The organism is Methylobacterium sp. JK268, from assembly GCF_054052225.1.
Genome location: NZ_JBSVZN010000006.1, coordinates 29,368 through 53,563, shown reverse-complemented (window position 1 = coordinate 53,563; position 24,196 = coordinate 29,368). Strand labels below are relative to the sequence as shown.

Sequence of the window (24,196 nt, the reverse complement as noted above, 5' to 3'; positions counted from 1 at the left end):
TCCTCAGAACAGGTGCACGGCGATGCCGGCCAGGAACGCCTTCTCCTCGGTTCCCTTGAAGGTCGGCGTCTCCACGTTCCCGAACTTGTTCAGCCAGTACTGGAACCCGATGAACGCGTCGAGGCGGTTCGGGTTGTCCCAGACCAGCTTGCCCACATCCAGAACGAGGTTCGTCCGCGACAGGAACTCGAGGCCCGTCTTCGGGTTCGTCGCCGCCAGCGCGGCCGGAACGCCGCGCCCCTTCGGCAGCACGATGTTGTTGAAGCCCGCGAGGCTCAGCGGAAGGTTCGTGAAGGCCAGCGGGAAAGCGTAGACGATCTCGAATTCCGGCACCACGTCGAAGCTCACGTCCCGCCCCGGCTGCGGGTTGAAGCCGTTGCGGTTCCACTCCTTGTAGGCGTGGACCGTCGCGTTCAGGAACCCGGCCGGCACGTCCACCGAGAAGCTCAAGCCCCCCACCACGTCGCGCTTCTTGGGCCCAAAGGGGGTGTCCTTGCTGTTGGCGTCGAAGCCGAAGGCGAGCGAGACGTCCTTGATCAGGCCGGGAATCGCGAAGGCCTTGGTGCCGGTGAGCGCGTTCAGGCTCAGCGTGCCGCGGTAGAGGCCATAGGCCTCCGTGGCGCCGTAGCCGTATAGGGCGAAGCCGCCCGGCGCGTTGGTGGTGCCGGCGGGATCCTGGGACCCGGACTTGAGAATATCCAGCGAGAAGAAGTTGGTGCCGTACTCCCAGGCATCGGCGTGGGAGAAGTTGAGGATGTGCTTGGGAATGTCCTGGTTGCGCACGGAGCCGTCGGGGCGCACCACCTGCACGCCGGGCTCGGCCGCGGGGAACTGGTAGCGGTAGCTGACCTGCGTATCCGCGAACAGGAAGAACGACACCGGCGCGGCGGGCGCCGCGGGGACCGGTTGATCCTTGGCGGGCACGTCCGCCGCCTCGGCCTGCCCCAGTAAGGCAAGACCGAATACCATTCCAACAAGCCCCCGCTTGAGCATTTTTCTCTCCTCGACCCCCGAGATGACTTGGGCACTGCTTGGCAACGGCTGTGCCACGCGGGCCAGATGCGGCGGGCACCGGCTCACGCCGGGCCGAGGTGTGACGTTGGCGTCACAATCACGAGGGCGAGACGGGCTCGGAAATCACGCTGACATGGGCCGCGACGACCCTCCAGCCGTCCGGGAAGCGCCGCCAGGTCTGGCTCTGCCGACCGACCATGCCCGGATTCCCGGCACGCTGGAACAAAGTCATAGCAGTCGCGAGGTCGCGCCCGTGGGTAGTGATCACGGTGCGCGACAGGGTGCGGGCGAGGCCGGCCGGCGAGCGGGCGCGCCGGAAGGCGCGGATCTCCTCCATGCCGTAGAGGTTCTCGCCCGCGCCGTACCGGATCGTGCGGGGATCGTCCCAGAACAGCGCCTCGAGCGTGGCGACGTCGTTGGAGACGAGGGCGGCCTCGTAGGCCGCGAAGGCCGCCTCGACCTCGGCCCTGACCTCGGGGTCGTCGACCGCGAGGGCGCTCGGGTCGTCCTGGCCGGTCATGATGGAGTCTCCGCGTCAGAGGGGGGCGACGGGCGCGCGCGCCGCGCCCGCCGCTTCGAGGGCGTGGGCGACGCGGAGCGCGTGGTCCTCGCGCCAGGGCGCCGCGATCACCTGAACGCCGAGGGGCAGCCCGCCATCGAGCCAGACCGGGACCGCGGCGACCGGCAGCCCGACGAAGGAGATCGGCTGCGTGAAGACGCCGATATTCGGCCGCAGTGGCATCGCCACGCCGTCCAGGACCAGGGTGGTCTCGCCGCCGCGGGGCGCCCGGCACGGCGTGGCGGGGGCGAGAATCACGTCGACGGAGTCGAACAAGGCCGCGACGGCGCCCGCGTACCAGCGCCGGAAGCGCTGCGCCCGCTCGATCAGGGGGGCCGGGATCAGGGCGCCGGCGATCAGGCGGTCGCGCACGGCCGGGTCGAACTCCGCGGCGCGGCTGCGCAGGCGGTCGAGGTGGAGGGCGGCGCCCTCCGCGGCGGTGATCACGTAGGCCGCCGCCCGCGCCCGCGCGGCCTCCGGGATCTCTACGCTGGCGGTCGCGCCGAGTGTGTCCGCGACCCGCGCCACCGCCGCGAAGCAGTCGGGATCGCCGCCGCGCGCGAAGTAGCCGCCCGCCACCGCGACGCGCAGGCCCGCGGTCCCGCGGTCGAGGATGGGCCCCACGGGCTCGGGCGCGCGCGTCGTCGCGACCGGGTCCTCGGGGTCGGGACCCTGCATCGCGTCGTAGGCGAGGGCGAGGTCGGCGGCGCTGCGCGCCATCGGCCCGAGATGGTCGAGGCTGCCCACGAAGGGGAAGCTTCCGGCCCGGCTCAGCCGGCCGTAGGTGGGCTTGAGGCCGAACACGCCGCAGAAGGCGCTCGGCACCCGGATCGACCCGTTGGTGTCCGAGCCGAGGGCGAGGGGCACCAGCCCGGCCGCCACCGCCGCGCCCGACCCGCCCGAGGAGCCGCCGCTCATATGGGCGAGATCGTGCGGGTTGCGGCTCGGCCCGTCGTGGACGTTCTCGCCCGTGAAGTCGTAGGCGTACTCGCCCATGTTGAGGGCACCGACCAGGATGGCGCCGGCCGCCTCCAGCCGCCGCACCAGCGCGCCGTCGCGGGTCGCGGGCGGCCGCTCGCGGTTGATCCGCGAGCCGGCCCGGGTCGGCAGGCCCGCAACGTCGATGAGGTTCTTCACCGCGAAGGGAACGCCTGCGAGAGGTCCGGCAGGCTCGCCCCGGGCCAGGCGGGCGTCGAGGGCCTCGGCGGCGGCGAGGGCCCGTTCGCCGGTCACGTCCGTGAAGGCGCCGACGCGGGGGTCCCGCGCGGCGATTCCGTCGAGGGTGGCGGCGATCACCGCGCGGGCGCCGACCTCCCGCCGCGCCACCCGGGCCGCGAGGGCGGCGGCGGTCCCGGCGATCACCGGCCGGCCCCGGCGGCCGGCACGGGAACGAAGACCGGGGCGGCCTCCAGTTCGTCCGGGAGCGGGTGCCCCGCCACGCGCTCGGCGGCGGCCAGCAGCGTCGCGAGGTGGAAGGCGACGCCCTCCCGCCATTCGGGGCGGACCGGGAGTCCGAGGAGCGGGGCCGCGGCCTCAAGGTAGGGCGCCAGGTCGGGCGCCAAGTCGGGCGCGAGAGCATCGTGGGGCGGACGCGCGGTCAAGGCCATCTCCCTGCAGCAGATCCGCCGCGCCGAGCAAGGTCCGGACCATGCCGACCGCGACGGCGCGCGCGATCCCGCACCGCCCAAGCGCCGGTGGACGGCCGGTCCCGACTATGGACGATCTCCCCGTCCTGCCCATACAAGGGCGGGGGAGATGGAATATTCGAGCATGGTTCAACAGACGGCGCCTGTCGCCCTGATCGCGGACGACGACGAATTCTTCCGCCTTGCGATGGTGGCGATCCTGAACCGCAGCCTCGGGTTCGGCGACGTCGTCGAGACGGGTTCGCTGGACGCGGCCCTCGATCAGCTGGCCCAGCGGGCGAACGGCATCACGCTCGCCCTGTTCGATCTCGCCATGCCGGGGATGGAGGGTCCGGGAAGCCTCAGCGCCGTCCGCGAGTGCTTTCCCTGGGTGAAGGTCGCGGTGGTCTCCGGGTCGAGCGAGCGCAGCAAGATCCTGGCGGCGCTGGAGGTCGGGGTGCACGGCTACGTGCCCAAGGGCCTCGGCTCCTCGGAACTCACCCGCGCGGTCGGGATGATCCTGGAGGGGCAGATCTACGTGCCCCCGTCCCTGGCGGTGCTCGACGCCCCCGCGCGGCCGCCCGCGGCGCGGCCCGCCCCCGATGCCGAGGGGCTGCGGGCCGGGCGCTCGGTGGAGCTCACGCCCCGCCAGCGCGATGTGCTGGCGCTCCTCGTCGAGGGCAAGTCGAACAAGGAGATCGCCCGCCAGCTCCAGCTCGGCGAGGGCACCGTCAAGGTGCACATGGCGGCGCTCCTGCGCAGCCTCGGCGTCCAGAACCGCGCCGCCGCCGCGGTGGTCGGGGCGCGCCTCCTGTCGAGCTGAACGCGTCGCAAGGTTGCGCTTTTTCCTGGCGCAACTCTGACATGCATCATTCCGGTTGTGGCCCCGCGCCCGGCGTGGAACAAGGTGGCGCGGGCGAGGCCGGGCGCGACGGCGCGCCGGGTCGCCCTGGGCATGTCGATATCAGACCGCCGCGATGGAACGGGACGCGATCGGATCCGACGCCATCCGGGAGGCCCTGGGGGCGCTGCTGCAGCAACCCCAGCTCCGCAAGTCGCCGCAACTCTCGACGTTCCTGTCCTACGTGGTGAGCGAGAGCCTGGCGGGCCGCGGCCACCTCCTGAAATCCTACACGATCGCCACCGACCCCCTGGGCCGGCCGGCGCATTTCGATCCGGCGACCGACGCGATCGTGCGGGTCGAGGCGCGCCGCCTGCGGCAGGTGCTCCAGCAGATCTACGAGGATCCCGGCTGCCCTCTGGGCGTGCGGATCGACCTGCCGCTCGGGCGCTACGACCCGACCTTCGAGCGGATCGCCCCGTCCCCGGAGCGGCCCGAGCGCGATCCCGGGGCCCGGCGCCTGCGCGAGGCGGAGGAGCGCTACCGGGCACTGGTGACGGCGAGCGCCGCCGTCGCGTGGCGGGCAGCGGCCGAGGGCCCGCCCGTGCGCGGCATCGGCTGGATCGCGCCCACGGGGGATCCCGAGGACGTCCTGCAGGAGGAGGACTGGCTCGTCCGGGTGCATCCGGACGATCGCGGACCGGCCGAGGCGGCGTGGCGCAGCGCCCGCCGGACCGGGAGGACGTTCGAGGTGGTCTATCGCCTCCGCCAGCCGGACGGGCGCTACCGCTGGACGCTGTCGCGCGGCGTCCCGCTGCGGAACCGCGACGGCACCTTGCGCGAGTGGGTGGGGCTCCTCTCGGACATCGACGCGCGGGTCGCGGCCGAGTCGGTCCTGGACGCGCCCGACGCGGATCTCCGGCTCGCGGTCGCGGCGGCCGGCCTGTCGACCTGGGAGGTCGACGGGGCGGCCCGGACCGTGCGCTGGTCGGAGACGGCGCCGATCCGGATCGGGTCGGGGACCGAGGCGGTGGAGGCCTGGCTCGCCCGGATCGAGGCGGCGGACGCGCCGCGCCTGCGCGAGGCGCTGGCGGCAGCGCTGCGCGGGGACGGACGGGTCGACCTCGTCTACCGCGCGCGGGGCGCGGCCGGGGACGAAGGCCCGATCGCCTGCCGGGGCGGCCCGGTGCGCGCGGCGGGCGGTGCGATCCGCCTGCTCGGCGTCGCCGCTTCCGTGACCGCCTGCCCGGTGCCGCCTTGACCGCGCCGCGGGGCCGGGCGACAGCACCGGTCGGCGAAGGAAAGCCGGCTCGACGCAGACGTCGCGGCACGCGCGAACCTCCCGCGGCAGGGGACGGACGTGGACGGGGGCATGGTGCATGAGGGCCGAGACGGCTGGCTGTTCCTGGTCGGCGGGAACAACGACGTCCTCGCCCAGTACCGGCGATCCTGGCGGACCTGGCTCCACGACTGGCGCTGGCGGCGCGTGGTCGTCGGCCGTGCCGATCGCTGCCGCCGCCTGGGGATCCGCTACCTCCACCTCGTCGTCCCCGAGAAGCTGACGGTCTACGACACGCTCACGGACGGGCTCGCGGTCGACCTCGCCGCCGCGCCGGCCCTGCGCCTGGGGCGCTGGCTGCGGGGCTCGGGCGCGGCGGGCGCCCATGTCGACCTCGTTGCCCCGCTGCGGGCGCGGCGCGACGAGGCCGAATTGTACTTCCGCACCGACACGCATTGGACCCATGCGGGTTGCTTCGTCGCCTACGAGGCGCTCTGCCGCCGGCTCGGCGCCGTTCCGCGGGAGGATCTGCGGGCCGACCGGCTCCTCCCGGAGAGGCCCCTCTGCGGCGACCTCGGCGACAAGCTGACGCCGTTGCGGTTCGAGACGTTCACGCCCCACGCGCTCCAGCGGGACGCCGAGCGCGTCTTCGCCAGCGACCTCGTGCGCGACTTCGAGGCGGCCGGCCGCGTCGGCGAACTCCATCTCGGCACCCACGTGGTGTTCCGCAACGAGTCGCCGCGGGCCGACCCGCGCCGCATCGTGCTGTTCGGCGATTCCTGCTCGCATTTCCGCTGGGAGGTCTACAGCGGCTTCCTCACGGGGCTCCTCGCCGAGACCTTCCGGGAGGTGCACTTTCTGTGGACCCCGGGCATCGATTACCAGTACTTGGCCAAGGTCCGGCCCGACGTCGCGATCGGCGAGTTCGCGGAGCGCTTCCTGGCGCGCCTGCCGCCGAAGCGGTTCCACCGCGCGATGCTGGCGCGGCTGGTGCGCGAGCGCAAAGGGATGCTGCAGCCGGCCTCGCCCTGAGTGCACCTCACAAACCTCCCGCTGCGCTGGAGGTGCCACAGCGAGCGACGACGGTGATCGGGAGTTATGTGAGAGACACCAGAGCAGCACCCGATCGCGCTGCAATCGGGTGCTGCTCCAGGTCATTGTTTTTGCCGCATTTTCTACGACGAACCGGGGGCCACTTCGTCGGAAAATGCTCTAAGCCCCCGCGGTCAGGCGGCCGCGCGGGCCGGCTTGGGGCGCGGCGCGCCGCGCTTGGCGGCCGAGGGCGTCGCGCCCGGCTTGGGGCCTGCCTTGACGGGTCCCTTGGCGGCCGGCGCGGCCGCGCCGCGCGATCCGTGCCACCAGCCGTCCCAGCTCCACCGCCCCGGCCCGGTGAAGGCGGCGAGGACGAAGCCCCCCGCCAGCCCGGCCTGCGCGAGGAACAATTCGCGTTCGATAAGCGCGTTCGCCCCGGCAAAGTCCCAGAAGCGGTGCAGCAGGAGCCCCATCACCAGCGTGTGGGCGGCGAGCAGCCACCCCGTCGCGCGCGGCAGGATGCCGACGGCCAGCGCCAGAGGGCCGAAGATCGTGACGATCACCGAGACCGTCGCCACGACGTGCGGAGAGGGCATGCCGGTCGCGGCCAGCGTCAGCGCGAAGCCCGACGGGTTCAGCGCCCGGGCGATCCCGGCCGGGAGCAGGGCCGCGGCGAGCAGCACGCGACCGGCCAGCAGGATCCTGTCGGGGTTGCGCCCGTCGCTCGCCATGACAGTCCCTCTCCTCGATGGTCCGGCCACCATCCTTCGGCCCCCAACCTCAAGGCGGAGTTAACGGCGAAAGGCCGCCGCCATGGGCACTTGCCTCAAGTTTGTATCACCTTCCTTTACGTTTCATTTAGACGATCAGCATATCTTACTTTTGGTCGTTTTACGAAAATCATAAGCAAGTCGAACATGCTGTACTCATCCCTGGTCAGCAAGAAAGCAGCCATCGTCCTCGATCACGGCCGGTCGATCGATGTCCAGCTCGACGCTCTGACCGATTCGGGCGCCGTGATCGCGATCACCGATCCCTTCGCCGTGCCGGACACGTTCTCGCTGCTGTTCCGCCGCCGCACATCCGCGTGCCGCGTGATGTGGCGCCAGCCCGCGAAGATCGGCGTGCACTTCGAGGAGGACGAGGCGTAGCGCGCCGCCCGGGCCGGCACCGTCATCCGCGATCCGCTCGATCAGGGAGGGCGGATCAGCCCCGCGGCTTCGTCCCTGCCATCGCGCCCGATCCGAACAGGTGCCCGCGCTCGGTCCACAGGACCACGACGAGCGCGGTGCCGCTGAGCGCGCAGTAGCCGAGCCCGAGCGGGATCACCGTCCCGTCGAAGGATTGGCCGACGATCAGGCCGCAGAAGGCCGCGAGCAGCGTCGTGTAGAAGCCGATGAAGGACGAGGCGGTGCCCGCGATCGCCGCGAGCGGCTCCATGGCGATGGCGTTGAAGTTCGGCATCGCGAAGCTGAGCAGGAACTGGCAGCCCGCGAGGGTGAGGATCAGCAGCGGCAGCGGCGGGCGCCCCGCGAAAGCCAGCATCAGGGCGATCTGGACCAGGGACATCAGGCAGAGCCCGACGAGGCCGCCATGCGAGAGCCGCCGCATCCCGAAGCGGCGCACGAGGCGGGCGTTGATCAGGGTGGCGACGCCCATCGCGCCCGCGATCAGCCCGAAGGCGACGGGGAAGAGCCGCCCGAGCCCGTAGATGCCGGTGTCGAAGATCGCCTGCGCGGAGCCGACATAGGCCATGATGCAACCGGTCAGGAGGCCGAGCGCCGTGGCGTAGCCCAGAGAGGCCCGCGTCGCGGCCACCGTGGCGATGCCGGACCCGACCGCCCGCAGGTCGAGGCTGCGGCGGTAGGCCGGGTGCAGCGTCTCGGGCATGCGCAACCCGAACCACAGCAGCGCCACCACGGCGAGCAGCAGCATCGCCCCGAAGATGACCCGCCAGTGGGCGGCGGCCAGGATCAGGCCGCCCATCGCTGGGGCGAGGATCGGCACGATCAGGAACACCATCATGCAGAACGACATGACGCGGGCCATGTCGCGTCCCTCGAAGCGGTCGCGCACGATGGCGACGGCGAGGATGCGCCCGGCCGCTCCGCCGACCCCCTGCACGGCGCGGGCGACGAGGAGCCACTCGAAGCTCGGCGCCAGGGCGGCGAGCACGCTGCCCGCGAGGTAGATCGCGGTGCCGCCGATCAGGGCCGGCCGCCGTCCGACCGAATCCGAGAGCGGGCCGTAGGCGATCTGCGCGAGGCCGAAGCCCAGCATGTAGACGTAGACGAGGAGCTGGGGCCGGTTCGGATCGCGGAGCGCGAAGTCCTGGGCGATGGCCGGGAAGGCCGGCAGGAAGCTGTCGATGGTGACCGCGGTGAGCCCCATCACGAAGGCGGTGAGCGCCACGAACTCGACGAAGCCGGGGCCGGTCCAGGCCTGCGGCGCGACCACGCGCGCGGCCGGGTGGATCGTCTCCTTGCGTGGCTCAGCCGTCATGTCGCGCTCCGCCCCCGGGCATGTCCCGGCGGGCGGAGCACTGACGGAGGCGGGCGGCCTCCGCAAGGCGCGAGCCCACATGCCAGCCCTGCCTCACGTCCCTCCGCCGTCGACGACGCCGTCGATGAGGTTGCGCGCGAGCAGGAATTCCGGGCTGAAGGCCGTGCGCACGAGCGGCTCGGCGGGCACCGGCGGCCCTAGGGCCTCGGCCTCCGCCCGCCGCGCGGCCACCGCCTCGGCGATGGACACGGCGCGGAAGCGCAGCCGCGTGCCCGCCTGCGCCTGCGCCAGCCGCCCGAGGTCCGGACCGATCACCGTGGCGATCTTCGGGTAGCCCCCCGTCGATTGCCGGTCGGCCATCAGCACGATCGGGCGTCCCTCGCCGGGCACCTGCACCGCCCCCATGGCGATCCCGTCCGAGACGATGTCGGCGCCCTTGGCGTGGGTGAGCGGCGTCCCGTCGAGGAAGCAGGCCATGCGGTCGCCCCGCGGCGTCACCGTCCAGGGGCCGGCCAGGAAGGCCGCGACCTGGTCCTGCGCGAAGTAATCGTCCTGCGGGCCGAGCACGACCCGGATCACGTCCGGCTTGCGGTCGAGCCAGGGCGCGACGAGGCAGTGCACCTCCGCCGGACCGGGCCGGGCCTCGGTGACCGGCAGGAGGTCGCCCGCCCGCAGCGCCCTCCCGTCGAGGCCCCCGATGCCCGAGCGGGTATGGGTCGCGGTCGAGCCGAGCACGGCGGGCACGGCGATGCGGCCGGCCACGGCGAGGGTGCACCACGCCCCCTCCCGTCCAGCCCGGACGGCGAGCGTGCTGCCGGGATGCAGGGTGAGCGCCGCGGCGGGCGGCACCGGCTCGCCGTCGAGGGTGATCCGGAAGGCGCCCCCCGCCAGCGCCACGCCGATCGGCGCACCCTCGGCGGTGACCTCGATCCCGGCGAGCGAGACCTCGATCGCGGTGGCGCCGAGGGGCGCCCCGACCGCGCGGTTGGCCGTGGCGTGGGCGAGCGGGTCCATCGGCCCGGCCGCCGTGAAGCCGTAGCGCAGGTAGCCGTGGCGGCCGGCATCCTGCAGGGTCGCGCCGGGTCCCGCGGCGCGGATGCGAAGGCCGATCGTCATGGGTCGATCCTGCGTCCCACCGCCTCGCCGGCGGCGGCCCGGGCGTCGAGCGCCGCGAAGGTGGCGGCGTCGATCGCCTCGAAGCGCAGGGTGTCGCCGACCGCGACCGGGAAGGGGTTTTCGCGGTGGGGGGCGTAGAGCCGCTCGGGGGTGCGGCCGATCACGTACCAACCGGTCGGCATCGGCATGTTCGCCACCGCCGCGAGCCCGCCGCCGATCATCAGGGCGTTGGGCGGGTGGGGCGGGCGCGGGGTCTTGCGCCGCGGCACGGCGAGCGCCTCGGGCAGGCCGCCCAGATACGCGAAGCCCGGCACGAAGCCGAACATGTAGATGCGATAGGCGGCCCCGGCATGGAGCGCGGCGACCTCCTCGACGCTCCGCCCGATCGCCTCCGCCACCGCGGCGATGTCCTCGGCGAGGGGCGGGTCGTAGCAGCAGGGCAGGAGCCAGGTCGCGCCCGCGTGCCGGACCGTCCCGGGTCTCTCCGCCAGCGCCCGCACCCGCGCCGCCAGGGCCTCGCGGTCGAGGACGAGGGGGTCGTAGTGGATCATGAGCGAGCGGTAGGTCGGGACCGTCTCGCGCAGGCCCTCGGGGGGGTCGGCCCGCAGGGCATCGTCGAGGGCGAGCACCCGGTCGTTGATCGCCGGGTCGACCCGGTCGCCGAACTCGGCGACGAGCGCGGCCTCGCCGGCATCGAGGAGGCGGGGGGCCTGCATCAGGCCGGCCGGAACGGCGCGAGGGTGACGCCCTGCCCTTCCAGCCGCTCGCGGACCGCGCGGGCGGTCGCGACGGCGTTCGGCGAATCGCCGTGCACGCAGATCGAGCGGATCGGCGTCGGCAGGCGCTTGCCGGAAGCGGCGATGATCGCGCCCTCCGCCACCATGGCGGCGACCCGCTCGGCGGCCTCCTGCGGATCCTCGATCAGGGCGCCGGGCCGGCCGCGGGGGACGAGTTGCCCCTCCTCGGTGTAGCCGCGATCGGCGAAGATCTCCTGGTGGGTCTCGAGGCCGAGCGCCTCGCCCGCCCGCACCTGCGCGGTGAGCGCGATGGCGAGGAGCGCGAGGGTCGGATCGACGGCCTTGACGGCCCGCGCGATGGCGAGCGCGACCTCCTCGTGGGCGGCGGCGTGGTTGGCGAGCGCCCCGTGGGTCTTCACGTAGGTGATGCGGTGGCCCGCATAGGTGGCCAGCGCCTGGGCGGCGCCGATCTGGTAGGCGAGGATGCGCTCGATCTCGGCCGGCGTGTAGGGCAGCACGCGGCGCCCGAATCCCCACAGGTCCGGAAAGCCCGGATGGGCGCCGACCGCGACGCCGCGCTCGCGCGCGAGGGCGAAGGTGCGGGCCATGATCTGCGGGTCGCCCGCATGCATGCCGCAGGCGACGTTGGCCGAGGTGACGATGCCGAGCACGGCCGCGTCGTCCCCGCAGCGGTAATCGCCGAAGCCTTCGCCGAGGTCGGAGTTCAGGTCGATGGTGGGCATGGGATCTCCAAGCTTTTCCCACTGCTTCAACGATGACGCGTCGAGCGCGGGATCCCCTCTCCCGTGCGGGAGAGGGGTAGGGGTGAGGGCCCAGGTGGTTCAGCAAGAAGACTGAAGCGTCCCGCTGCCAGCACCACCGTTCAGCTCGTTTGCGGCACGGTCCGGGACCCTCACCCCTGCCCCTCTCCCGCACGGGAGAGGGGTTCCCCGCGCTTTATGAATTCAGGCCGGCGGCTTCGGCGATGCGGTTTAGGACCATGTCGAGGTCCGTCAGAACCTCCTCGTTGCGGAACCGCAGCACCGCGTAGCCGCATCGCTCGATCTCTTCCGTCCGTTTCGCGTCGTAGGTGTCCTGCCAACCGTGCTGCCGGCCGTCGAGTTCGACGACCAGCCGATGCTCGGTGCAGAGAAAATCCACCGTGTACGGCGGCACCGGCACCTGTCGCTTGACCTTCAGCCCTCGGACCCGCCGACCGCGTAGAGCTTGCCACAGCAGCTCCTCCGCGGAGGTTGAACGCTGCCGAAGCTCACGCGCGAAGCGGCGAGGCTCGCTCGGCATATCCGCCCTCCCCTCACATCCCCAGATACGCCCGCCGCACCTCCGGGTCATCGCGCAGGGTGGCGGCCGGGCCCGAGAGGAGCAGCCGTCCCGTCTGCAGCACGTAGGCGCGATCCGCGATGGCGAGGGACTCGGCGAGGCGCTGCTCCACCAGCAGGATCGTCATCCCGTCCGCGCGGATCGTCTCGATGGCGGAAAAAATCTCGTCCACGAGCTTGGGCATGATCCCCTGCGAGGGCTCGTCGAGCATCAGGAGCCGCGGCCGGGTCATCAGGGCGCGCCCGATCGCCAGCATCTGCTGCTCGCCCCCCGACAGGGTGCCGGCCCGCTGCGGCAGCCGCTCCTTGAGGCGGGGAAACAGCGCGAAGACCCGCTCCAGCGGTCCGTCCGCGTCCGGCTGGCCCCGGTAGAGGTAGCGGCCGAGGCGCAGGTTGTCGGCCACCGACAGGCGCGGGAACAGGCGCTTGTTCTCCGGCACGTAGGCGATGCCCCGGGCCGTGATCAGGTGGCCGGCCAGACCGTCGATGCGGGCGCCGTCGAACACGACCTCGCCGGAGCGGGGACGCTCCATCCCGGCGATGGATTTCAGCAGCGTCGACTTGCCGGCGCCGTTCGCGCCCGCCACGACGACGATCTCGCCCGGGGCGACCTCCAGCGACACGTCCTGGATGGCGAGCAGGCCCTGATAGGCGGTCGAGAGGGAGCGGACCTCAAGCAGCACGGTGGCGGTCCCCCAGATAGGCGCCGATCACGGCCTCGTCGCGGACCACCGCCTGCGGCGGTCCCTCCGCCAGCACCCGGCCGAGGTGGAGAACCACCGCCCGGTCGACGAGGGGCATCACCACCTCCATCACGTGCTCGACCATGATCACGGTGACGCCGCGCTCGGCGACGCGGCGGATGAGCTCCACCCCGGCCTTGGCCTCGCTCGGGGTGAGGCCCGTCAGCACCTCGTCGAGGAGGAGGAGCCGGGGCTCGGTGGCGAGCGCCCGCGCGACTTCGAGCCGGCGCTTCTCGGGGGGCGTGAGTTCGCCGGCCACCGCCTCGGCCCGGTGGGCGAGGCCGACCGCGTCGAGGGTGGCGAGCGCCGCCTGCCGGGCCTCCCCCGCGCGGGCATGGCGCACGAGGCTGCCGACGATCACGTTCTCGACCACGTTCATCGAGTCGAAGGAGCGGGGCACCTGGAAGGTGCGGGCGATCCCCGCCCGGCAGCGCTCGGGCGCCGCGAGGCCGGTGATGTCGCGGCCCTCCAGCAGGATGCGCCCGCTCGTCGGCCGATAGGCCCCCGAGATCAGGTTGAACAACGTCGACTTGCCGGCCCCGTTCGGGCCGATCAGGCCGAGGATCTCGCCGCGCCGGACATCCAGCGAGACGTCGTCGTTGGCGACGAGCCCGCCGAAGCGCAGGGTGACGTGGTCGACGGTGAGGATCGGATCCGCGATCACGGCGTCGCCTCCTGGTTGCGGGTGCTCCTCGTGCGGCGGAACAGGCTGAGCACGCCCTCCGGCCGGGCGAGCGCCACCGCCATGATGAGGGCCCCGTACAGGATGAGGTCGAGGCCGTTGCCGGAGCCGCCGAGATAGGAGCGGCTGATCTCGGTGAGCGGAATCAGGATCGCCGCCCCGACGAGGGGTCCCCAGAGGGTGCCGATGCCGCCGAGCACCGCGGGCAGCGCGAAGAGCAGCGAGAAGCGGAAGCTCATCACGCTCTCGGGATCGATGTAGGACACGTAGGCCGCGTAGAAGCCGCCGCCGATCGCCGTGAAGAAGGCCGAGAGCGCGGCCGCCGCCATCTTGGAGCGAAAGACCTCGACCCCGAGGCTGCGGGCGGCCTCGGCATCGTCCTTCACCGCCCGCCACCAGTAGCCCCAGCGGGATTCGGCGATCAGGTAGGTGGCGAGCCAGACCGCCGCGAGGAGCCCGACCGCGAAATGGACGTACGGGATCTTATCCCGGGCGAATTGCAGGGTCCACCAGGAATCCGGGTTGAAGGGCCACTGGATGCCCATGGCGCCGCCGACGAAGTCCCAGTTGTGGACCAGCAGCAGGCCGATCTCCGCGATCACGATGGTGGCGATCGAGAAGTAGTGGCCGGCGAGGCGGAAGCACGGATAGCCGAGGAGGAGCGCCACCGCGGCCGAGGCGACGCCGCCCGCCAGCATCCCGGCCCAGGGCAGGACGCCGTAGGTCACGAACAGCACGCTGGTGACATAGGCGCCGATGCCGAAATACAGCGCATGACCCAGCGAGATCTGCCCGCAATAGCCCCCGAGGATGTTCCAGCTCTGGGCGAGCGCAGCGTACATCAGGGTGAGGATCAGGACGTTCTGCAGGTAGACGTCGCCGATCCCGTAGGGCAAAGCGGCGAGCCCGGCGAAGACCAGGAGGCCGACGAGGAGGGTGCGGCGGCGCTTGGCGGCGTGGCCGGTCAGGGCCGGGGCGGGCGCGGCGCGGGCGGGCAGCGTGGTCGAGGTCATCACAGCCTCCCGAACAGGCCCTGCGGGCGCACGAAGACGACGGCGAGGTAGAGGGCGTAGACGCCGACCGATTTGAGGGCCGGCGGCAGGATCACGGCCGTGAAGGCCTCGACGAGGCCGACCACGATGCCGGCGACGAGGGCGCCCAGGACGCTGCCGAAGCCGCCGAGCGCCACCGTGACGTAGGCGATGAGCGCGAAGCTCGCCCCGACCTGCGGGTGGATGTAGTAGAACACCGCCAGCACCGCCCCGGCGAGCCCAACGAGCGCGCCGCCGAGGCCCCAGCCCAGCGCAAAGACCCGGTTGCGGTCGATGCCCACGAGCGCGACGGCGCCCTGGTCCTCGCGGGTGGCCTCGAGCGCGCGGCCGAAATCGGTGCGGCTCATCAACAGGTGCAGGCCGCCGAAGGCCGCGAGCGACACGGCGGCTCCGAAGATCTGCGGCCAGGGCAGGAAGACGCCGCCGAGGTCGAGGGTGCGCCCGCCGAGCCACGTGTTCTGCACGTTGCGGTAGTCGGGCGTGAACAGGTACTGGGCGGCGCCCTGGAGCAGGATCGCGAGGCCGAAGGTCGCGAAGATCTGCACCATGCCCTGGTTGGTCTTGGCCCGCATGGCGAAGCGCACGACCCCGAGATAGGCGGCGGCGCCGAGCACGAAGAGGAGCGCGGCGACGAGCGGCATCAGGACGATCGGATCGAGATGCGTGGCGAGCACGAGCCCGAAGGTCGCGTACATGGCGAGCATCAGGAACTCGCCATGGGCGAAGTTCACCACGTCCATCAGGCCGAAGATCAGCGACAGGCCGACCGCGATCAGGGCGTAGATCAGCCCCATCAGCAGGCCGCTCGCCAGCACCTGGGCCAGCGCTTGGGTGGTCATGGGGGACTCCGGGGGCTGGAGGGGCGGGTGGAGGCCGCGGGGATTTCCACTCCCGTGCGGGCGATCGCCGTCACACGCCGCCGCACTCATCACGATCGACGAAGGCACGCGCTTCCCCTCTCCCGAGTGGGAGAGGGGCCAGGGGATCGAAGATCCCGCGTGAGGGTGGCTCGGCTTCAGCAAGTATCCTGAAGCGCGCCGCTGGCAGCTCGACGGTTCGGTCTGCTTGCTGACGCGTCCGTCCCTCACGTGGGATCTTCGATCCCCATACCCCTCTCCCACCCGGGAGAGGGGATCCCGCGCCACCTCTCTTAAGGTTACATCACGCGTTCATCGGCCACACGGCCGGCGCCACCGCCGCCTGCTCCGGGAACACCGTCACGAACGTCGAGCCCACCCATTGCAGCAGCACCGGATCGGCGTCCGGGTTCTGTCCGTCCGGCCCGAAGGCGACGCGCTTCCAGGGCATGATCGTCTGCGCGCCCGGAATGTCGGTGGCCGCGAGCGCCGCCCGGATCTTCTGGCCGTCGACCGCGCCGGCGCGGTTGAGCGCGTCCGCCAGCACCATCAGCGCCATGAATTGCCGGGAGGAATTGTCGTTGAGGTCGCGGTTCGCCCGCGCCTTGTAAAGATCGTTCACCGCCCCGACCGAGGGCCGCTTGGCCGCGAGGTCGAGGGAGAAGCTGCCCCGCGAGATCAGGCCCTGGAGCTTGTCGCCCACCGTGTCGAAGGTGACCTTCTCGGCGAAGCCCGCCGCCTGCGCGATCATGCTCTTCGGCTTGTAGCCGAGTTCCGCCATGGTCTTGGTCAGCAGGATCGCGTCCGTCGTGTAGCAGGTCGGCAGCAGCACGTCGGCGTTGGCGGTCTTGAGCTGCTGCACCTCGGCGGTCAGCGAGGGCGAGTTGGTCTTGTACTTCACGTCCGCGACCACCTTGTAGCCGCGCTCGGCCGCCAGCTTGCGCTGCACCGTCGAGGAATCGATGCCGTAGATCGTGTCCTCGAAGAACAGCGCGACCGATCCGATCGTCTGGCCCTTCTTGCGCATCGCGTCGAGGAAATCGAACATCGCGGCCGAGAACATCTCGTCGTGGGCGGCCGGGCGGAAAAAGTACTTGAGGTTGCGCCGGTGCAGGCTCGGCGAGGAGGAATCCGCGCAGACGAAGGGCACGCCGTAGCGCTCGGCCGTGGCGCTCACCGTGGCCGAAACCGCCGATTGGTAGCAGCCGATCAGCGCCGCGACCTTGTCCTGGGTGATCAGGCGCTCGGCCTCGGCGCGGCCCTTCTGCGGGTCGGCCTGGTGGTCGGCGAAGACGAGGCGGATCTTGGCCCCGCCGAGGCCCGGCAACCCGGTGCCCTTGGCCAGCGGCAGGTCGAGGTCGTGGCTCTGGTTGACGATGTCGAGGGCGGTCTCGATGGCGTGGCGGGCATCGACCCCGACCTGCGCGCTCGCCCCCGACATGGCGTAGAGCACGCCGACGACGACCTCGTCCGCGGCGCGGGCGGGCGCCGCGCCGAGCCCCGAGAGCGCGAGGGCGCCGGCGCCCCCGATCAGCAAGTCCCGACGACGAATCATGCGCGTGCCTCCAGGGTGAAGCGTGAGGGGGGGTGTCAGAGCACCGCGAATTCGCTGTTGCGGCGGTCGGTGATCAGCATGGCACCCGGCGCGTGGGTGATCGCGAAGGCGGGCTTCGAGGCGGCGATCACCGATTGCGGGGTGACGCCGCAGGCCCAGAAGACCGGGATCTCGTCCGCCTCGATCCGGACCGCGTCGCCGTAATCGGGCGCGCCGAGGTCGCGGATGCCGATCGCGTCGGGCAGGCCGAGATGGACCGGCGCCCCATGGACGGCGGGGAAGCGCGAGGTGATCTGCACCGCCCGGATCGCCTGCGCGGGCTTGAGCGGGCGCATCGAGACGACCATCGGCCCGGCGAAGGGGCCGGCCGGCAGGCACGGGATGCTGGTGCGGTACATCGGTACCCGCACGCCCATCTCGACGTGGCGCAGCGGCAGGCCGTCCTCGACCATCGCGGCCTCGAACGAGAAGGAGCAGCCGATCACGAAGGCCACGAGGTCGTCGCGCCAGAGATCCGCCACGTCGTGGCGCTCCTCGACCAGCTCGCCGTGCCGCCAGACCCGGTAGCCGGGGATGTCGGTGGCGATATCGAGATCCGCCCCCAGTTCCGGGATGCTGCGCTCGCCGGGAGCCGAGACGCCGATGATCGGGCAGGGCTTCGGGTTGCGCTGCGCGAAGAGCAGGAAGTCGGCGGCGAGGTCCTTGGGCAGCACCGCGAGGTTGCCCTGAACGTAGCCGTGGGCGATCCCGGCCGTGCTGCCGGCGATCACCCCGCTGCGGCAGGCAAGCCGCGCCGCGTGGCCCGTCATGCGGGCCCGGTCGGACGAGGTTTCGTGGACCATGCTCGGCGCTCCCTTTGCCCAGGAATGCGGCATGGTCACATCCTGTGCGCTTAAGCGCCAATCGTGATTTCGCATCGGGAACGATAAGCTGTCCTTATTGAAGAGAGGGTCCGGCCGCGACCGCGCAGGCGAGGCGCGCGGCGGGGGCGGCGAGCCCGCAATCGGGCGTGTTGGCGTAGGTGGCCGTGAAGCCGATATCGGGCAGTTGGATGGGCGTGTTGAGGATGCGCAATTGCCCGGTCTCGATCTCGCGGCCGACGATCTCGGGCGGGATCACGCAGACGCCGATCCCTTCGAGCGTCATGCGGACGATCGTGGAGAGCGAAGCGTTCCCGTAGATGCGCGGCGGCGGCAGGTTCGAACGCGCCAGGAGGTCGTGGACCTGCGCGTAGGGATTGGTGTTCTTCGGGTAGGTGATGATCGGGTGGCGCAGAAGGTCGGTGAGCGCGACCTCGTCGCCCTCGCCGAGGTCGAGCCGGGGCGCCGCGATCCACGCCACCGGGTAGTGGCAGAGCGGCAGGTTCACGAGGCTCGGCATCGTGATCGGCCCGACCAGGAAGGCGAGGTCGAGGTCGCGGCTGAGCAGCGCGTCGCGCATGTTCGGGGAGATGTCGACCGAGAGGTCGACGGTGACGCCCGGATAGGTCTGCCGCATCGCCTCGATGAAGCGCATCAGCCACGTATGCACGATGGTCTCGGAGACGCCGAGCCGCAGCACCCCCTTCATGCTGCCGGGCCCGGCGATGTCGCTCATCATCTCGGTGCGCAGGCGCAGGAAGCGCTCCGCGTAGACGAGGAGGTCGCGGCCCTTGGCGGTGAGGCAGACCGCCCGCGCCCGCCGCTCGAACAGCTTGACGCCGAACTCCTCCTCCAGGGCCGCGATGCGTTGCGAGACCGCGGGCTGCGTCGTGTGCATGCGCTCGGCCGCCTGCCGGAAGCTGCATAGCGTGGCCGTCCAATAGAAGACTTCGAGGCTCCTGAGGTCGACCATGATCCCGTTCCGCACGCCACGCCGCGGGATCTTGCAGCAAGGAGCGTACCGCGCGCCAGTATGGGTGCGTCGTTCATTGCGCCGGGCTCCGCGGGAGCAGCCGCGAGCAGGTCGCTTCGATCGCATCCCCCTTTTCCGGACGCCTGCAGCGCCAGCGGAAGGAGATCCGGAAACCAGCAAGAGACTCGCCGCGAAGCGGCTCCGAACGCCAGCACCGACGGTGAAAAGCAGCCGCTTCGCGTCTTCTTGTGTTGGTTTCCGAGTCGCATTCCGCTGACGCTGCACGCGCCCGGAAAAAGGGGGGAGATGGGTTGAAACAGGTACCAAGCTGATGGGCTGAACAGCCGGCATCCACCTACCCGTGCCCACGCACGACGGTCCGGATCGCGAAGCTCGACTGGATGCGCGCGACCCCGGGCAGGCGCGACAGCACCTCCTTGTGCAGGCGCTCGTAGTCGCCCGGGTCGCGGACCTCGATGCGCATCTGGTAGTCGGCGGTGCCGGTCATCAGGTAGCACTCGCGCACCTCCGGGCAGCGGCGCACCGCCGACTCGAAGCGGTTGAGGAACTCCTCCGTCTGCCGGTCGAGAGTGATCTGGGTCAGCACCACGAGGGGCGCGGCGCCGTCCGCCTCGTCGATCAGCGCCGTGTAGCCGCGGATCACGCCGCTGCGCTCGAGGAGCCGCAGCCGCCGCAGGGTCGCGGAGGGCGACAATCCCACCTGGGCGGCGAGGTCGTGGTTGCTGATCCGCCCATCGCCCCGCAGCACCCGCAGAATGCGCGCGTCGGTCTCGTCCCGCACCATCGGCAGATCCTTGCATCGGGCGCACGAAAATTCCGTCTGCTCCGATCTTATCGCAGATCCTGCGCCTGTCAGGAGGGACATTCGACGATCCTTGCGCGAGACTGAACCCCATCAGCTTCTTCTGACCGTTGGGGGCCATGCGATGCGCGTTCTCGTGCTGGGTGGTGGCGTTGTGGGCGTGACCTCGGCCTATTACCTCGCCAAGGCGGGGCACGAGGTCACGGTGGTCGACCGGCAGCCGGGGGCCGGGCTGGAGACGAGCTTCGCCAATGCGGGGCAGGTCTCGCCGGGCTATTCCTCCCCCTGGGCCGCTCCCGGCATCCCGCTCAAGGCCATGAAGTGGCTGATGATGCGCCACCGGCCGCTGGTGCTGTGGCCGCGCCCGGAGCCGCGCCTCTACGGCTGGCTCGCCCGGATGCTGGCGAACTGCACCGAGGACGCCTATCGCCGCAACAAGGGCCGCATGGTCCGCCTCGCGGAGTTCAGCCGCGACGCCCTGCGGGACCTGCGCGCCGAGACCGGCCTCACCTACGACCACCGGGAGAAGGGGACGCTCCAGCTCTTCCGCACGCAGAAGCAGCTCGACCATGTCGGCGAGGATACGGGCGTGCTCGACGAATACGGCGTCGCCTACGAGCTGCTCGACCCGGCGGGCTGCATCGCGGCCGAGCCGGCGCTCGACCGCGTGAAGGGCCTGTTCGTCGGCGGCCTGCGGCTGCCGGGCGACGAGACCGGCGACGCGCATCTCTTCACCCAGCGCCTCGCCGCCCTCTGCGCCCGGCGCGGCGTGAGCTTCCGCTTCGGCGTGAGCATCGCGGGCCTGCGCCACGAAGGCGGACGGATCACCGGCGTCGAGACCGGCACCGGCGAGGTGCTCACGGCCGATGCCTACGTGGCGGCCATGGGCAGCTACACGCCGGCCCTGCTGCGCCCCCTCGGCCTCTCGCTCCCGGTCTACCCGGTCAAGGGCTACTCCCTGACCCTGCCAGTCACGGACGCGCGCTTCGCCCCGGTCTCGACCGTGATGGACGAGACCTACAAGGTGGCGATCACCCGGCTCGGCGATCGCATCCGGGTCGGCGGCACGGCGGAGCTCGCGGGCTTCAGCCACGCCCTGCGGGCGCCGCGGCGCGCGACGCTCGAGCGCTCGCTGGGCGACCTGTTCCCGGCGGGGGGCGACGCCTCGCAGGCCACGTTCTGGACCGGCCTGCGCCCGATGACCCCGGACGGCACGCCGATCGTCGGCGCGACCGCCTACGGCAACCTCTTCACCAATACCGGCCACGGCACGCTCGGCTGGACCATGGCCTGCGGCTCCGGGCGCGTGCTCGCCGACCTCATGACAGGCCGCGCCCCCGAGATCGCGCACGAGGATCTGGCGGAATCGCGCTACCGCCTGGCGGCCTGACGCGCCGGGCACGAAACTTGGTATAGGGATCCCGCCCGGCTCGCGCCGACGGAACGGCGCGGGAATCCTGTTCCCGGTGGCGTCGACGCCGCGAGGTGGGGCGCGATTCCCCTCTCCCGGGTGGGAGAGGGGTCAGGGGTGAGGGTGGCTCGGCCTCCGGATCGAACGCCGGAGGTCGAGCTGCCAGCGGCACGGTTCAGCCTCCTTGCTGAACCCGAGCCACCCTCACCCCTACCCCTCTCCCACACGGAAGTGGGGATCCCGCGCTCCGCGTCGCGACGTCGGCCGCGTCGGAGAGGGCTTCCCGCATCCTCCGGAGGACGGGCCGGGCGTTCGACGCCACAGGATCCGCCTTGCCCGCCCCCGCTCCCCTTCCCCGCGCCACCCGCGTCGTGCGCCGCGACGCCCTGACCTCCGGCGAGATCATCGACCGCATCGTCCTCGATCACGGCGACCGGCACCGGCGCCGCGTCGCCCTGCGCGGCCTCGGCGGCCTCGCCTTCCTGCTCGACCTGCCCGAGCCGGTGGTGCTGGAGGACGGCGACGCGCTGCGGCTGGAGGACGGGCGCCTCGTCTGGGTCGAGGCGGCCCCGGAGCGGCTGCTGGAGATCCGCGCGCCCGACGACCGCGCCCTCAAGCGGCTGATCTGGCACATCGGCAACCGCCATATCCCGGCCGAGATCGGCGTTGAGGCGGTCTGGATCGCCGAGGACCACGTCCTCGCCGCGATGGTCGAGGGGCTCGGCGGTACGGCGGTCCCGGTCCTTCGCCCCTTCCGGCCCGAGGGCGGCGCCTATGCGGGCGGCCATTCCCACGCGCACGACCATCACGGCCATTCCCATGGCTGAGGCGGCGCGGGACGCGCTGCTGCTGCTGGCCTGGCTCTCGCCCGGCTACCCGGTCGGCGCCTACGCCTACTCGCACGGACTCGAATGGGCGGCGGAATCCGGCGACGTGCGCGATGAGGCGACCCTTCGGGAATGGCTCGCGGACGTTCTGGCGCACGGGGCCGCCCGCAACGACGCGATCCTCGCCGCCCACGCCCACGCGGCGGGCGAAGCGGCCGATTCGGACGCGGCCGTCTCCCTCAACGACTTCGCCCTGGCGCTCGCGCCCTCGCGGGAACTGCACCTGGAGACCAGCCAGCAGGGCCGCTCCTTCCTGGACGCGACTGGCGCGGCCTGGCCTGCGCCGGCCCTCGCGGCGGTGGCGGATCGCCTCGACGGTCCGGTCGCCTACCCGGTGGCGGTGGGACTCGCGGCCGGCGCGCACGGGATCGCCCGTCCCACCCTCGTCACCGCCTATCTGAGCGCCGTCCTGCAGAACCTCGTCTCGGCGGCGCTGCGGCTGGCGCCCGTGGGCCAGAGCGCCGGCACCCGGGTGGTCGCGGCGCTCAGTCCGCTGGTGGCGCAGGTCGCCCGCGAGGCCGTGGTCGCGCCCCTCGATGCGATCGGGGCGGCGAGCGTCCGTCTCGACCTGGGCAGCTTCCGGCACGAGACCCAGTACAGCCGCATCTTCCGGTCGTGACCCCGGCGCGATCTTGACAGCGGGGCGCGGCTGTCGCCTGATGGGGTAGATGCAACATTATAACGTTATGTCCGTGATCGCACAGACCTCCCGCCGCCTCCCCGTCACCGTCCTGTCCGGCTTCCTCGGCGCCGGAAAGACCACCCTCCTGAACCACGTGCTCAACAACCGCGACGGTCGCCGCGTCGCCGTCATCGTCAACGACATGAGCGAGGTGAACATCGACGCCGCGCTCGTGCGGGGCGGCGCCGACCTGTCGCGCACGCAGGAAACGCTGGTGGAAATGACCAACGGCTGCATCTGCTGCACGCTGCGCGACGACCTCCTGCACGAGGTGCGGCGCCTCGCCGAGGAGGGGCGCTTCGACAAGCTCCTGATCGAGAGCACCGGCATTTCGGAGCCGCTGCCGGTGGCCAGCACCTTCGCGTTCCGCGACGAGTCCGGCGCGAGCCTCTCGGACGTCGCGCGCCTCGACACGATGGTCACGGTCGTGGACGCGGTGAACCTGCTCGCCGATTACGACTCGGACGCGTTCCTGCACGAGCGGGGCGAGACCGCCGGCCCCGAGGACGCCCGCACCCTCGTCGATCTCCTCGTCGAGCAGATCGAGTTCGCGGACGTGGTGGTGGTCAACAAGGCGGAGGACGTCGACGACCAGCGCCTCGCCGAGGTGCTGGCGGTGGTGCGCGGGCTCAACGGGGACGCCCGCATCCTCACGGCCCAGCACGGGCGCGTGCCCCTCGACGCGGTCCTCGACACGGGGCTGTTCAGCGAGGAGCGGGCCGAGCGGCATCCGCTCTGGTTCAAGGAACTCTACGCCCCCGAGGAGCACCGGCCCGAGACCGAGGAATACGGCATCGGCTGCTTCGTCTACCGGGCGCGCCGCCCGTTCCACCCGGAGCGGTTCAACGATGTCCTGGGCCGGACCTGGCCCGGGCTGATCCGCGCCAAGGGCCATTTCTGGCTCGCGACGCGGCCCGATTTCGTGGGGGACTTCTCCCTCGCCGGGGCGATCTCCCGCACGGGGCTGATGGGGCGCTGGTGGGCGGCGATCCCGCGCGACCACTGGCCCGACCATCCGGACTGGCGCCGCCTCCTGGAGCGGCACTGGAGCCCGGTCTGGGGGGACCGGCGCCAGGAACTCGTGTTCATCGGCATGGACCTCGACGAGGCGGCGATCCGGGCGGCCCTCGATGCCTGCCTGGTCGGCCCGGCCGCGGCGACCCGGTTCCAGCCGCAGGCCTACCGGCACCTGCCCGACCCGTTCCCGGCCTGGACGGCGGCCTGAGATGGGCGCCGTTTCCCTGCGGGCGTGGCGGGAGCGGGCTGCCGCCAATGCCGGACGGATCGCCGCTCTCAAGGCCCGGCTCGCGCCGAGCCTCGCCCTCGGCCCCGACGACGCCTTGAGCGTGAGCGAACTCGCCTGCGCGGATCCCGGCTGCCCCGAGGTGGAGACCGTGGTGCTGGTGATGCGGGAGGGCGAGCGCAGCCGGGCGGTCCGCGTCCCGCGGCCCCTGGCGGAGATCGACGAGGCGGACATCGCCGCCCTCTGCGCCGAGGAGGCCCTGCGCCGGGCCGCGTCCCTTCCCTAACGCCTCGGCGCTGCGGCGTTGCCGTTCCGCCGGGGCGGTGTCAGGCTCGCAGGGATCCCCGGACCCGCGACGGGCGCCGGGGCCCATCCTCACGCTC

At 71.9% G+C, this 24,196-nt stretch carries 27 protein-coding genes; 9 read left to right on the top strand and 18 right to left on the bottom strand.

Annotation, left to right across the window (positions count from 1 at the left end; genetic code table 11):
• Nucleotides 1-3: 3 nt before the first annotated feature.
• The 4 genes from ACW9J6_RS07965 to ACW9J6_RS07950 form a co-directional block, all read right to left on the bottom strand.
• A complete protein-coding gene (locus tag ACW9J6_RS07965) occupies nucleotides 4-993 on the bottom strand; it encodes a hypothetical protein (protein ID WP_457115918.1) in 990 nt (329 codons plus the stop codon).
• A 118-nt stretch (nucleotides 994-1,111) separates the two neighbouring features.
• Entirely contained in the window at nucleotides 1,112-1,534 is a 423-nt protein-coding gene (gene hpxZ, locus ACW9J6_RS07960) for an oxalurate catabolism protein HpxZ (RefSeq protein ID WP_457115917.1), read from the bottom strand.
• Nucleotides 1,535-1,549: 15 nt separating this feature from the next.
• A complete protein-coding gene (locus ACW9J6_RS07955) occupies nucleotides 1,550-2,935 on the bottom strand; it encodes an AtzE family amidohydrolase (protein WP_457115916.1) in 1,386 nt (461 codons plus the stop codon).
• Nucleotides 2,932-3,174 (bottom strand): DUF4089 domain-containing protein, encoded by a 243-nt coding sequence (locus ACW9J6_RS07950; RefSeq protein ID WP_457115915.1) that lies wholly within the window; start codon nucleotides 3,172-3,174, stop codon nucleotides 2,932-2,934. The genes ACW9J6_RS07955 and ACW9J6_RS07950 overlap by 4 nt, the downstream gene beginning before the upstream one ends.
• A gap of 169 nt (nucleotides 3,175-3,343) precedes the next feature.
• Here ACW9J6_RS07950 and ACW9J6_RS07945 point away from each other — a divergent pair, with 169 nt between their 5' ends.
• The 3 genes from ACW9J6_RS07945 to ACW9J6_RS07935 all read left to right on the top strand — a co-directional run bounded on the left by ACW9J6_RS07945 (nucleotide 3,344) and on the right by ACW9J6_RS07935 (nucleotide 6,350).
• Nucleotides 3,344-4,021, top strand: a complete 678-nt coding sequence (locus ACW9J6_RS07945; RefSeq protein ID WP_457115914.1) for a LuxR C-terminal-related transcriptional regulator — start codon at nucleotides 3,344-3,346, stop codon at nucleotides 4,019-4,021.
• 154 nt (nucleotides 4,022-4,175) lie between these two features.
• Entirely contained in the window at nucleotides 4,176-5,300 is a 1,125-nt protein-coding gene (locus ACW9J6_RS07940) for a PAS domain-containing protein (protein WP_457115913.1), read from the top strand.
• Between the two features lie 111 nt (nucleotides 5,301-5,411).
• Nucleotides 5,412-6,350: an alginate O-acetyltransferase AlgX-related protein gene (locus ACW9J6_RS07935; protein ID WP_457115912.1), complete on the top strand. Its 939-nt coding sequence runs from the start codon at nucleotides 5,412-5,414 to the stop codon at nucleotides 6,348-6,350.
• 194 nt (nucleotides 6,351-6,544) lie between these two features.
• Here ACW9J6_RS07935 and ACW9J6_RS07930 read toward each other — a convergent pair whose 3' ends face one another.
• On the bottom strand, nucleotides 6,545-7,081 hold the full coding sequence (locus tag ACW9J6_RS07930; RefSeq protein WP_457115911.1) for a DoxX family protein: 537 nt from the start codon (nucleotides 7,079-7,081) through the stop codon (nucleotides 6,545-6,547).
• Between the two features lie 186 nt (nucleotides 7,082-7,267).
• On the opposite strand from ACW9J6_RS07930, the gene ACW9J6_RS07925 reads away from it, so the two are divergent.
• Nucleotides 7,268-7,501: a PilZ domain-containing protein gene (locus ACW9J6_RS07925; RefSeq protein ID WP_457115910.1), complete on the top strand. Its 234-nt coding sequence runs from the start codon at nucleotides 7,268-7,270 to the stop codon at nucleotides 7,499-7,501.
• Between the two features lie 55 nt (nucleotides 7,502-7,556).
• Here the strand turns inward: ACW9J6_RS07925 and ACW9J6_RS07920 are convergent, their stop codons facing one another.
• The 13 genes from ACW9J6_RS07920 to ACW9J6_RS07860 form a co-directional block, all read right to left on the bottom strand.
• Complete coding sequence (locus tag ACW9J6_RS07920) at nucleotides 7,557-8,852, bottom strand: multidrug effflux MFS transporter (RefSeq protein ID WP_457115909.1); 1,296 nt, start codon at nucleotides 8,850-8,852, stop codon at nucleotides 7,557-7,559.
• Between the two features lie 93 nt (nucleotides 8,853-8,945).
• Complete coding sequence (locus tag ACW9J6_RS07915; protein WP_457115908.1) at nucleotides 8,946-9,968, bottom strand: 5-oxoprolinase subunit C family protein; 1,023 nt, start codon at nucleotides 9,966-9,968, stop codon at nucleotides 8,946-8,948.
• The gene (locus ACW9J6_RS07910; RefSeq protein ID WP_457115907.1) at nucleotides 9,965-10,684 is read right to left on the bottom strand and encodes a 5-oxoprolinase subunit B family protein; all 720 of its coding nucleotides are present in this window, start codon (nucleotides 10,682-10,684) and stop codon (nucleotides 9,965-9,967) included. Before ACW9J6_RS07910 ends, ACW9J6_RS07915 begins: the two co-directional genes overlap by 4 nt.
• Nucleotides 10,684-11,448, bottom strand: a complete 765-nt coding sequence (locus tag ACW9J6_RS07905) for a LamB/YcsF family protein (protein WP_457115906.1) — start codon at nucleotides 11,446-11,448, stop codon at nucleotides 10,684-10,686. Before ACW9J6_RS07905 ends, ACW9J6_RS07910 begins: the two co-directional genes overlap by 1 nt.
• A gap of 214 nt (nucleotides 11,449-11,662) precedes the next feature.
• Nucleotides 11,663-12,007: an endonuclease domain-containing protein gene (locus tag ACW9J6_RS07900; RefSeq protein ID WP_457115905.1), complete on the bottom strand. Its 345-nt coding sequence runs from the start codon at nucleotides 12,005-12,007 to the stop codon at nucleotides 11,663-11,665.
• Between the two features lie 13 nt (nucleotides 12,008-12,020).
• A complete protein-coding gene (locus ACW9J6_RS07895; protein ID WP_457116053.1) occupies nucleotides 12,021-12,725 on the bottom strand; it encodes an ABC transporter ATP-binding protein in 705 nt (234 codons plus the stop codon).
• On the bottom strand, nucleotides 12,718-13,452 hold the full coding sequence (locus ACW9J6_RS07890) for an ABC transporter ATP-binding protein (protein ID WP_457115904.1): 735 nt from the start codon (nucleotides 13,450-13,452) through the stop codon (nucleotides 12,718-12,720). Before ACW9J6_RS07890 ends, ACW9J6_RS07895 begins: the two co-directional genes overlap by 8 nt.
• Nucleotides 13,449-14,483: a branched-chain amino acid ABC transporter permease gene (locus ACW9J6_RS07885; RefSeq protein ID WP_457115903.1), complete on the bottom strand. Its 1,035-nt coding sequence runs from the start codon at nucleotides 14,481-14,483 to the stop codon at nucleotides 13,449-13,451. The genes ACW9J6_RS07890 and ACW9J6_RS07885 overlap by 4 nt, the downstream gene beginning before the upstream one ends.
• Nucleotides 14,483-15,361 carry a branched-chain amino acid ABC transporter permease gene (locus ACW9J6_RS07880; RefSeq protein ID WP_457115902.1) on the bottom strand — a complete coding sequence of 293 codons (879 nt, stop codon included), beginning with the start codon at nucleotides 15,359-15,361 and terminating at the stop codon, nucleotides 14,483-14,485. Before ACW9J6_RS07880 ends, ACW9J6_RS07885 begins: the two co-directional genes overlap by 1 nt.
• A gap of 322 nt (nucleotides 15,362-15,683) precedes the next feature.
• Nucleotides 15,684-16,934 (bottom strand): ABC transporter substrate-binding protein, encoded by a 1,251-nt coding sequence (locus ACW9J6_RS07875; RefSeq protein WP_457115901.1) that lies wholly within the window; start codon nucleotides 16,932-16,934, stop codon nucleotides 15,684-15,686.
• A gap of 35 nt (nucleotides 16,935-16,969) precedes the next feature.
• Nucleotides 16,970-17,776 carry a putative hydro-lyase gene (locus ACW9J6_RS07870; RefSeq protein ID WP_457115900.1) on the bottom strand — a complete coding sequence of 269 codons (807 nt, stop codon included), beginning with the start codon at nucleotides 17,774-17,776 and terminating at the stop codon, nucleotides 16,970-16,972.
• Between the two features lie 94 nt (nucleotides 17,777-17,870).
• The gene (locus tag ACW9J6_RS07865; protein WP_457115899.1) at nucleotides 17,871-18,767 is read right to left on the bottom strand and encodes a LysR family transcriptional regulator; all 897 of its coding nucleotides are present in this window, start codon (nucleotides 18,765-18,767) and stop codon (nucleotides 17,871-17,873) included.
• A 355-nt stretch (nucleotides 18,768-19,122) separates the two neighbouring features.
• A complete protein-coding gene (locus ACW9J6_RS07860; protein ID WP_457115898.1) occupies nucleotides 19,123-19,572 on the bottom strand; it encodes an Lrp/AsnC family transcriptional regulator in 450 nt (149 codons plus the stop codon).
• 142 nt (nucleotides 19,573-19,714) lie between these two features.
• Between ACW9J6_RS07860 and ACW9J6_RS07855 the strand changes: the two genes are divergently transcribed.
• From ACW9J6_RS07855 to ACW9J6_RS07835, 5 genes are all read left to right on the top strand, one after another.
• A complete protein-coding gene (locus ACW9J6_RS07855) occupies nucleotides 19,715-20,980 on the top strand; it encodes a D-amino acid dehydrogenase (RefSeq protein WP_457115897.1) in 1,266 nt (421 codons plus the stop codon).
• Nucleotides 20,981-21,333: 353 nt separating this feature from the next.
• Nucleotides 21,334-21,828, top strand: a complete 495-nt coding sequence (locus ACW9J6_RS07850) for an urease accessory protein UreE (protein WP_457115896.1) — start codon at nucleotides 21,334-21,336, stop codon at nucleotides 21,826-21,828.
• Nucleotides 21,776-22,507 (top strand): urease accessory protein UreF, encoded by a 732-nt coding sequence (locus tag ACW9J6_RS07845; RefSeq protein WP_457115895.1) that lies wholly within the window; start codon nucleotides 21,776-21,778, stop codon nucleotides 22,505-22,507. Before ACW9J6_RS07850 ends, ACW9J6_RS07845 begins: the two co-directional genes overlap by 53 nt.
• A gap of 76 nt (nucleotides 22,508-22,583) precedes the next feature.
• Nucleotides 22,584-23,795: a zinc metallochaperone GTPase ZigA gene (gene zigA, locus ACW9J6_RS07840; RefSeq protein ID WP_457116052.1), complete on the top strand. Its 1,212-nt coding sequence runs from the start codon at nucleotides 22,584-22,586 to the stop codon at nucleotides 23,793-23,795.
• 1 nt (nucleotide 23,796) lies between these two features.
• Complete coding sequence (locus tag ACW9J6_RS07835; protein ID WP_457115894.1) at nucleotides 23,797-24,099, top strand: hypothetical protein; 303 nt, start codon at nucleotides 23,797-23,799, stop codon at nucleotides 24,097-24,099.
• Nucleotides 24,100-24,196: the final 97 nt, after the last annotated feature.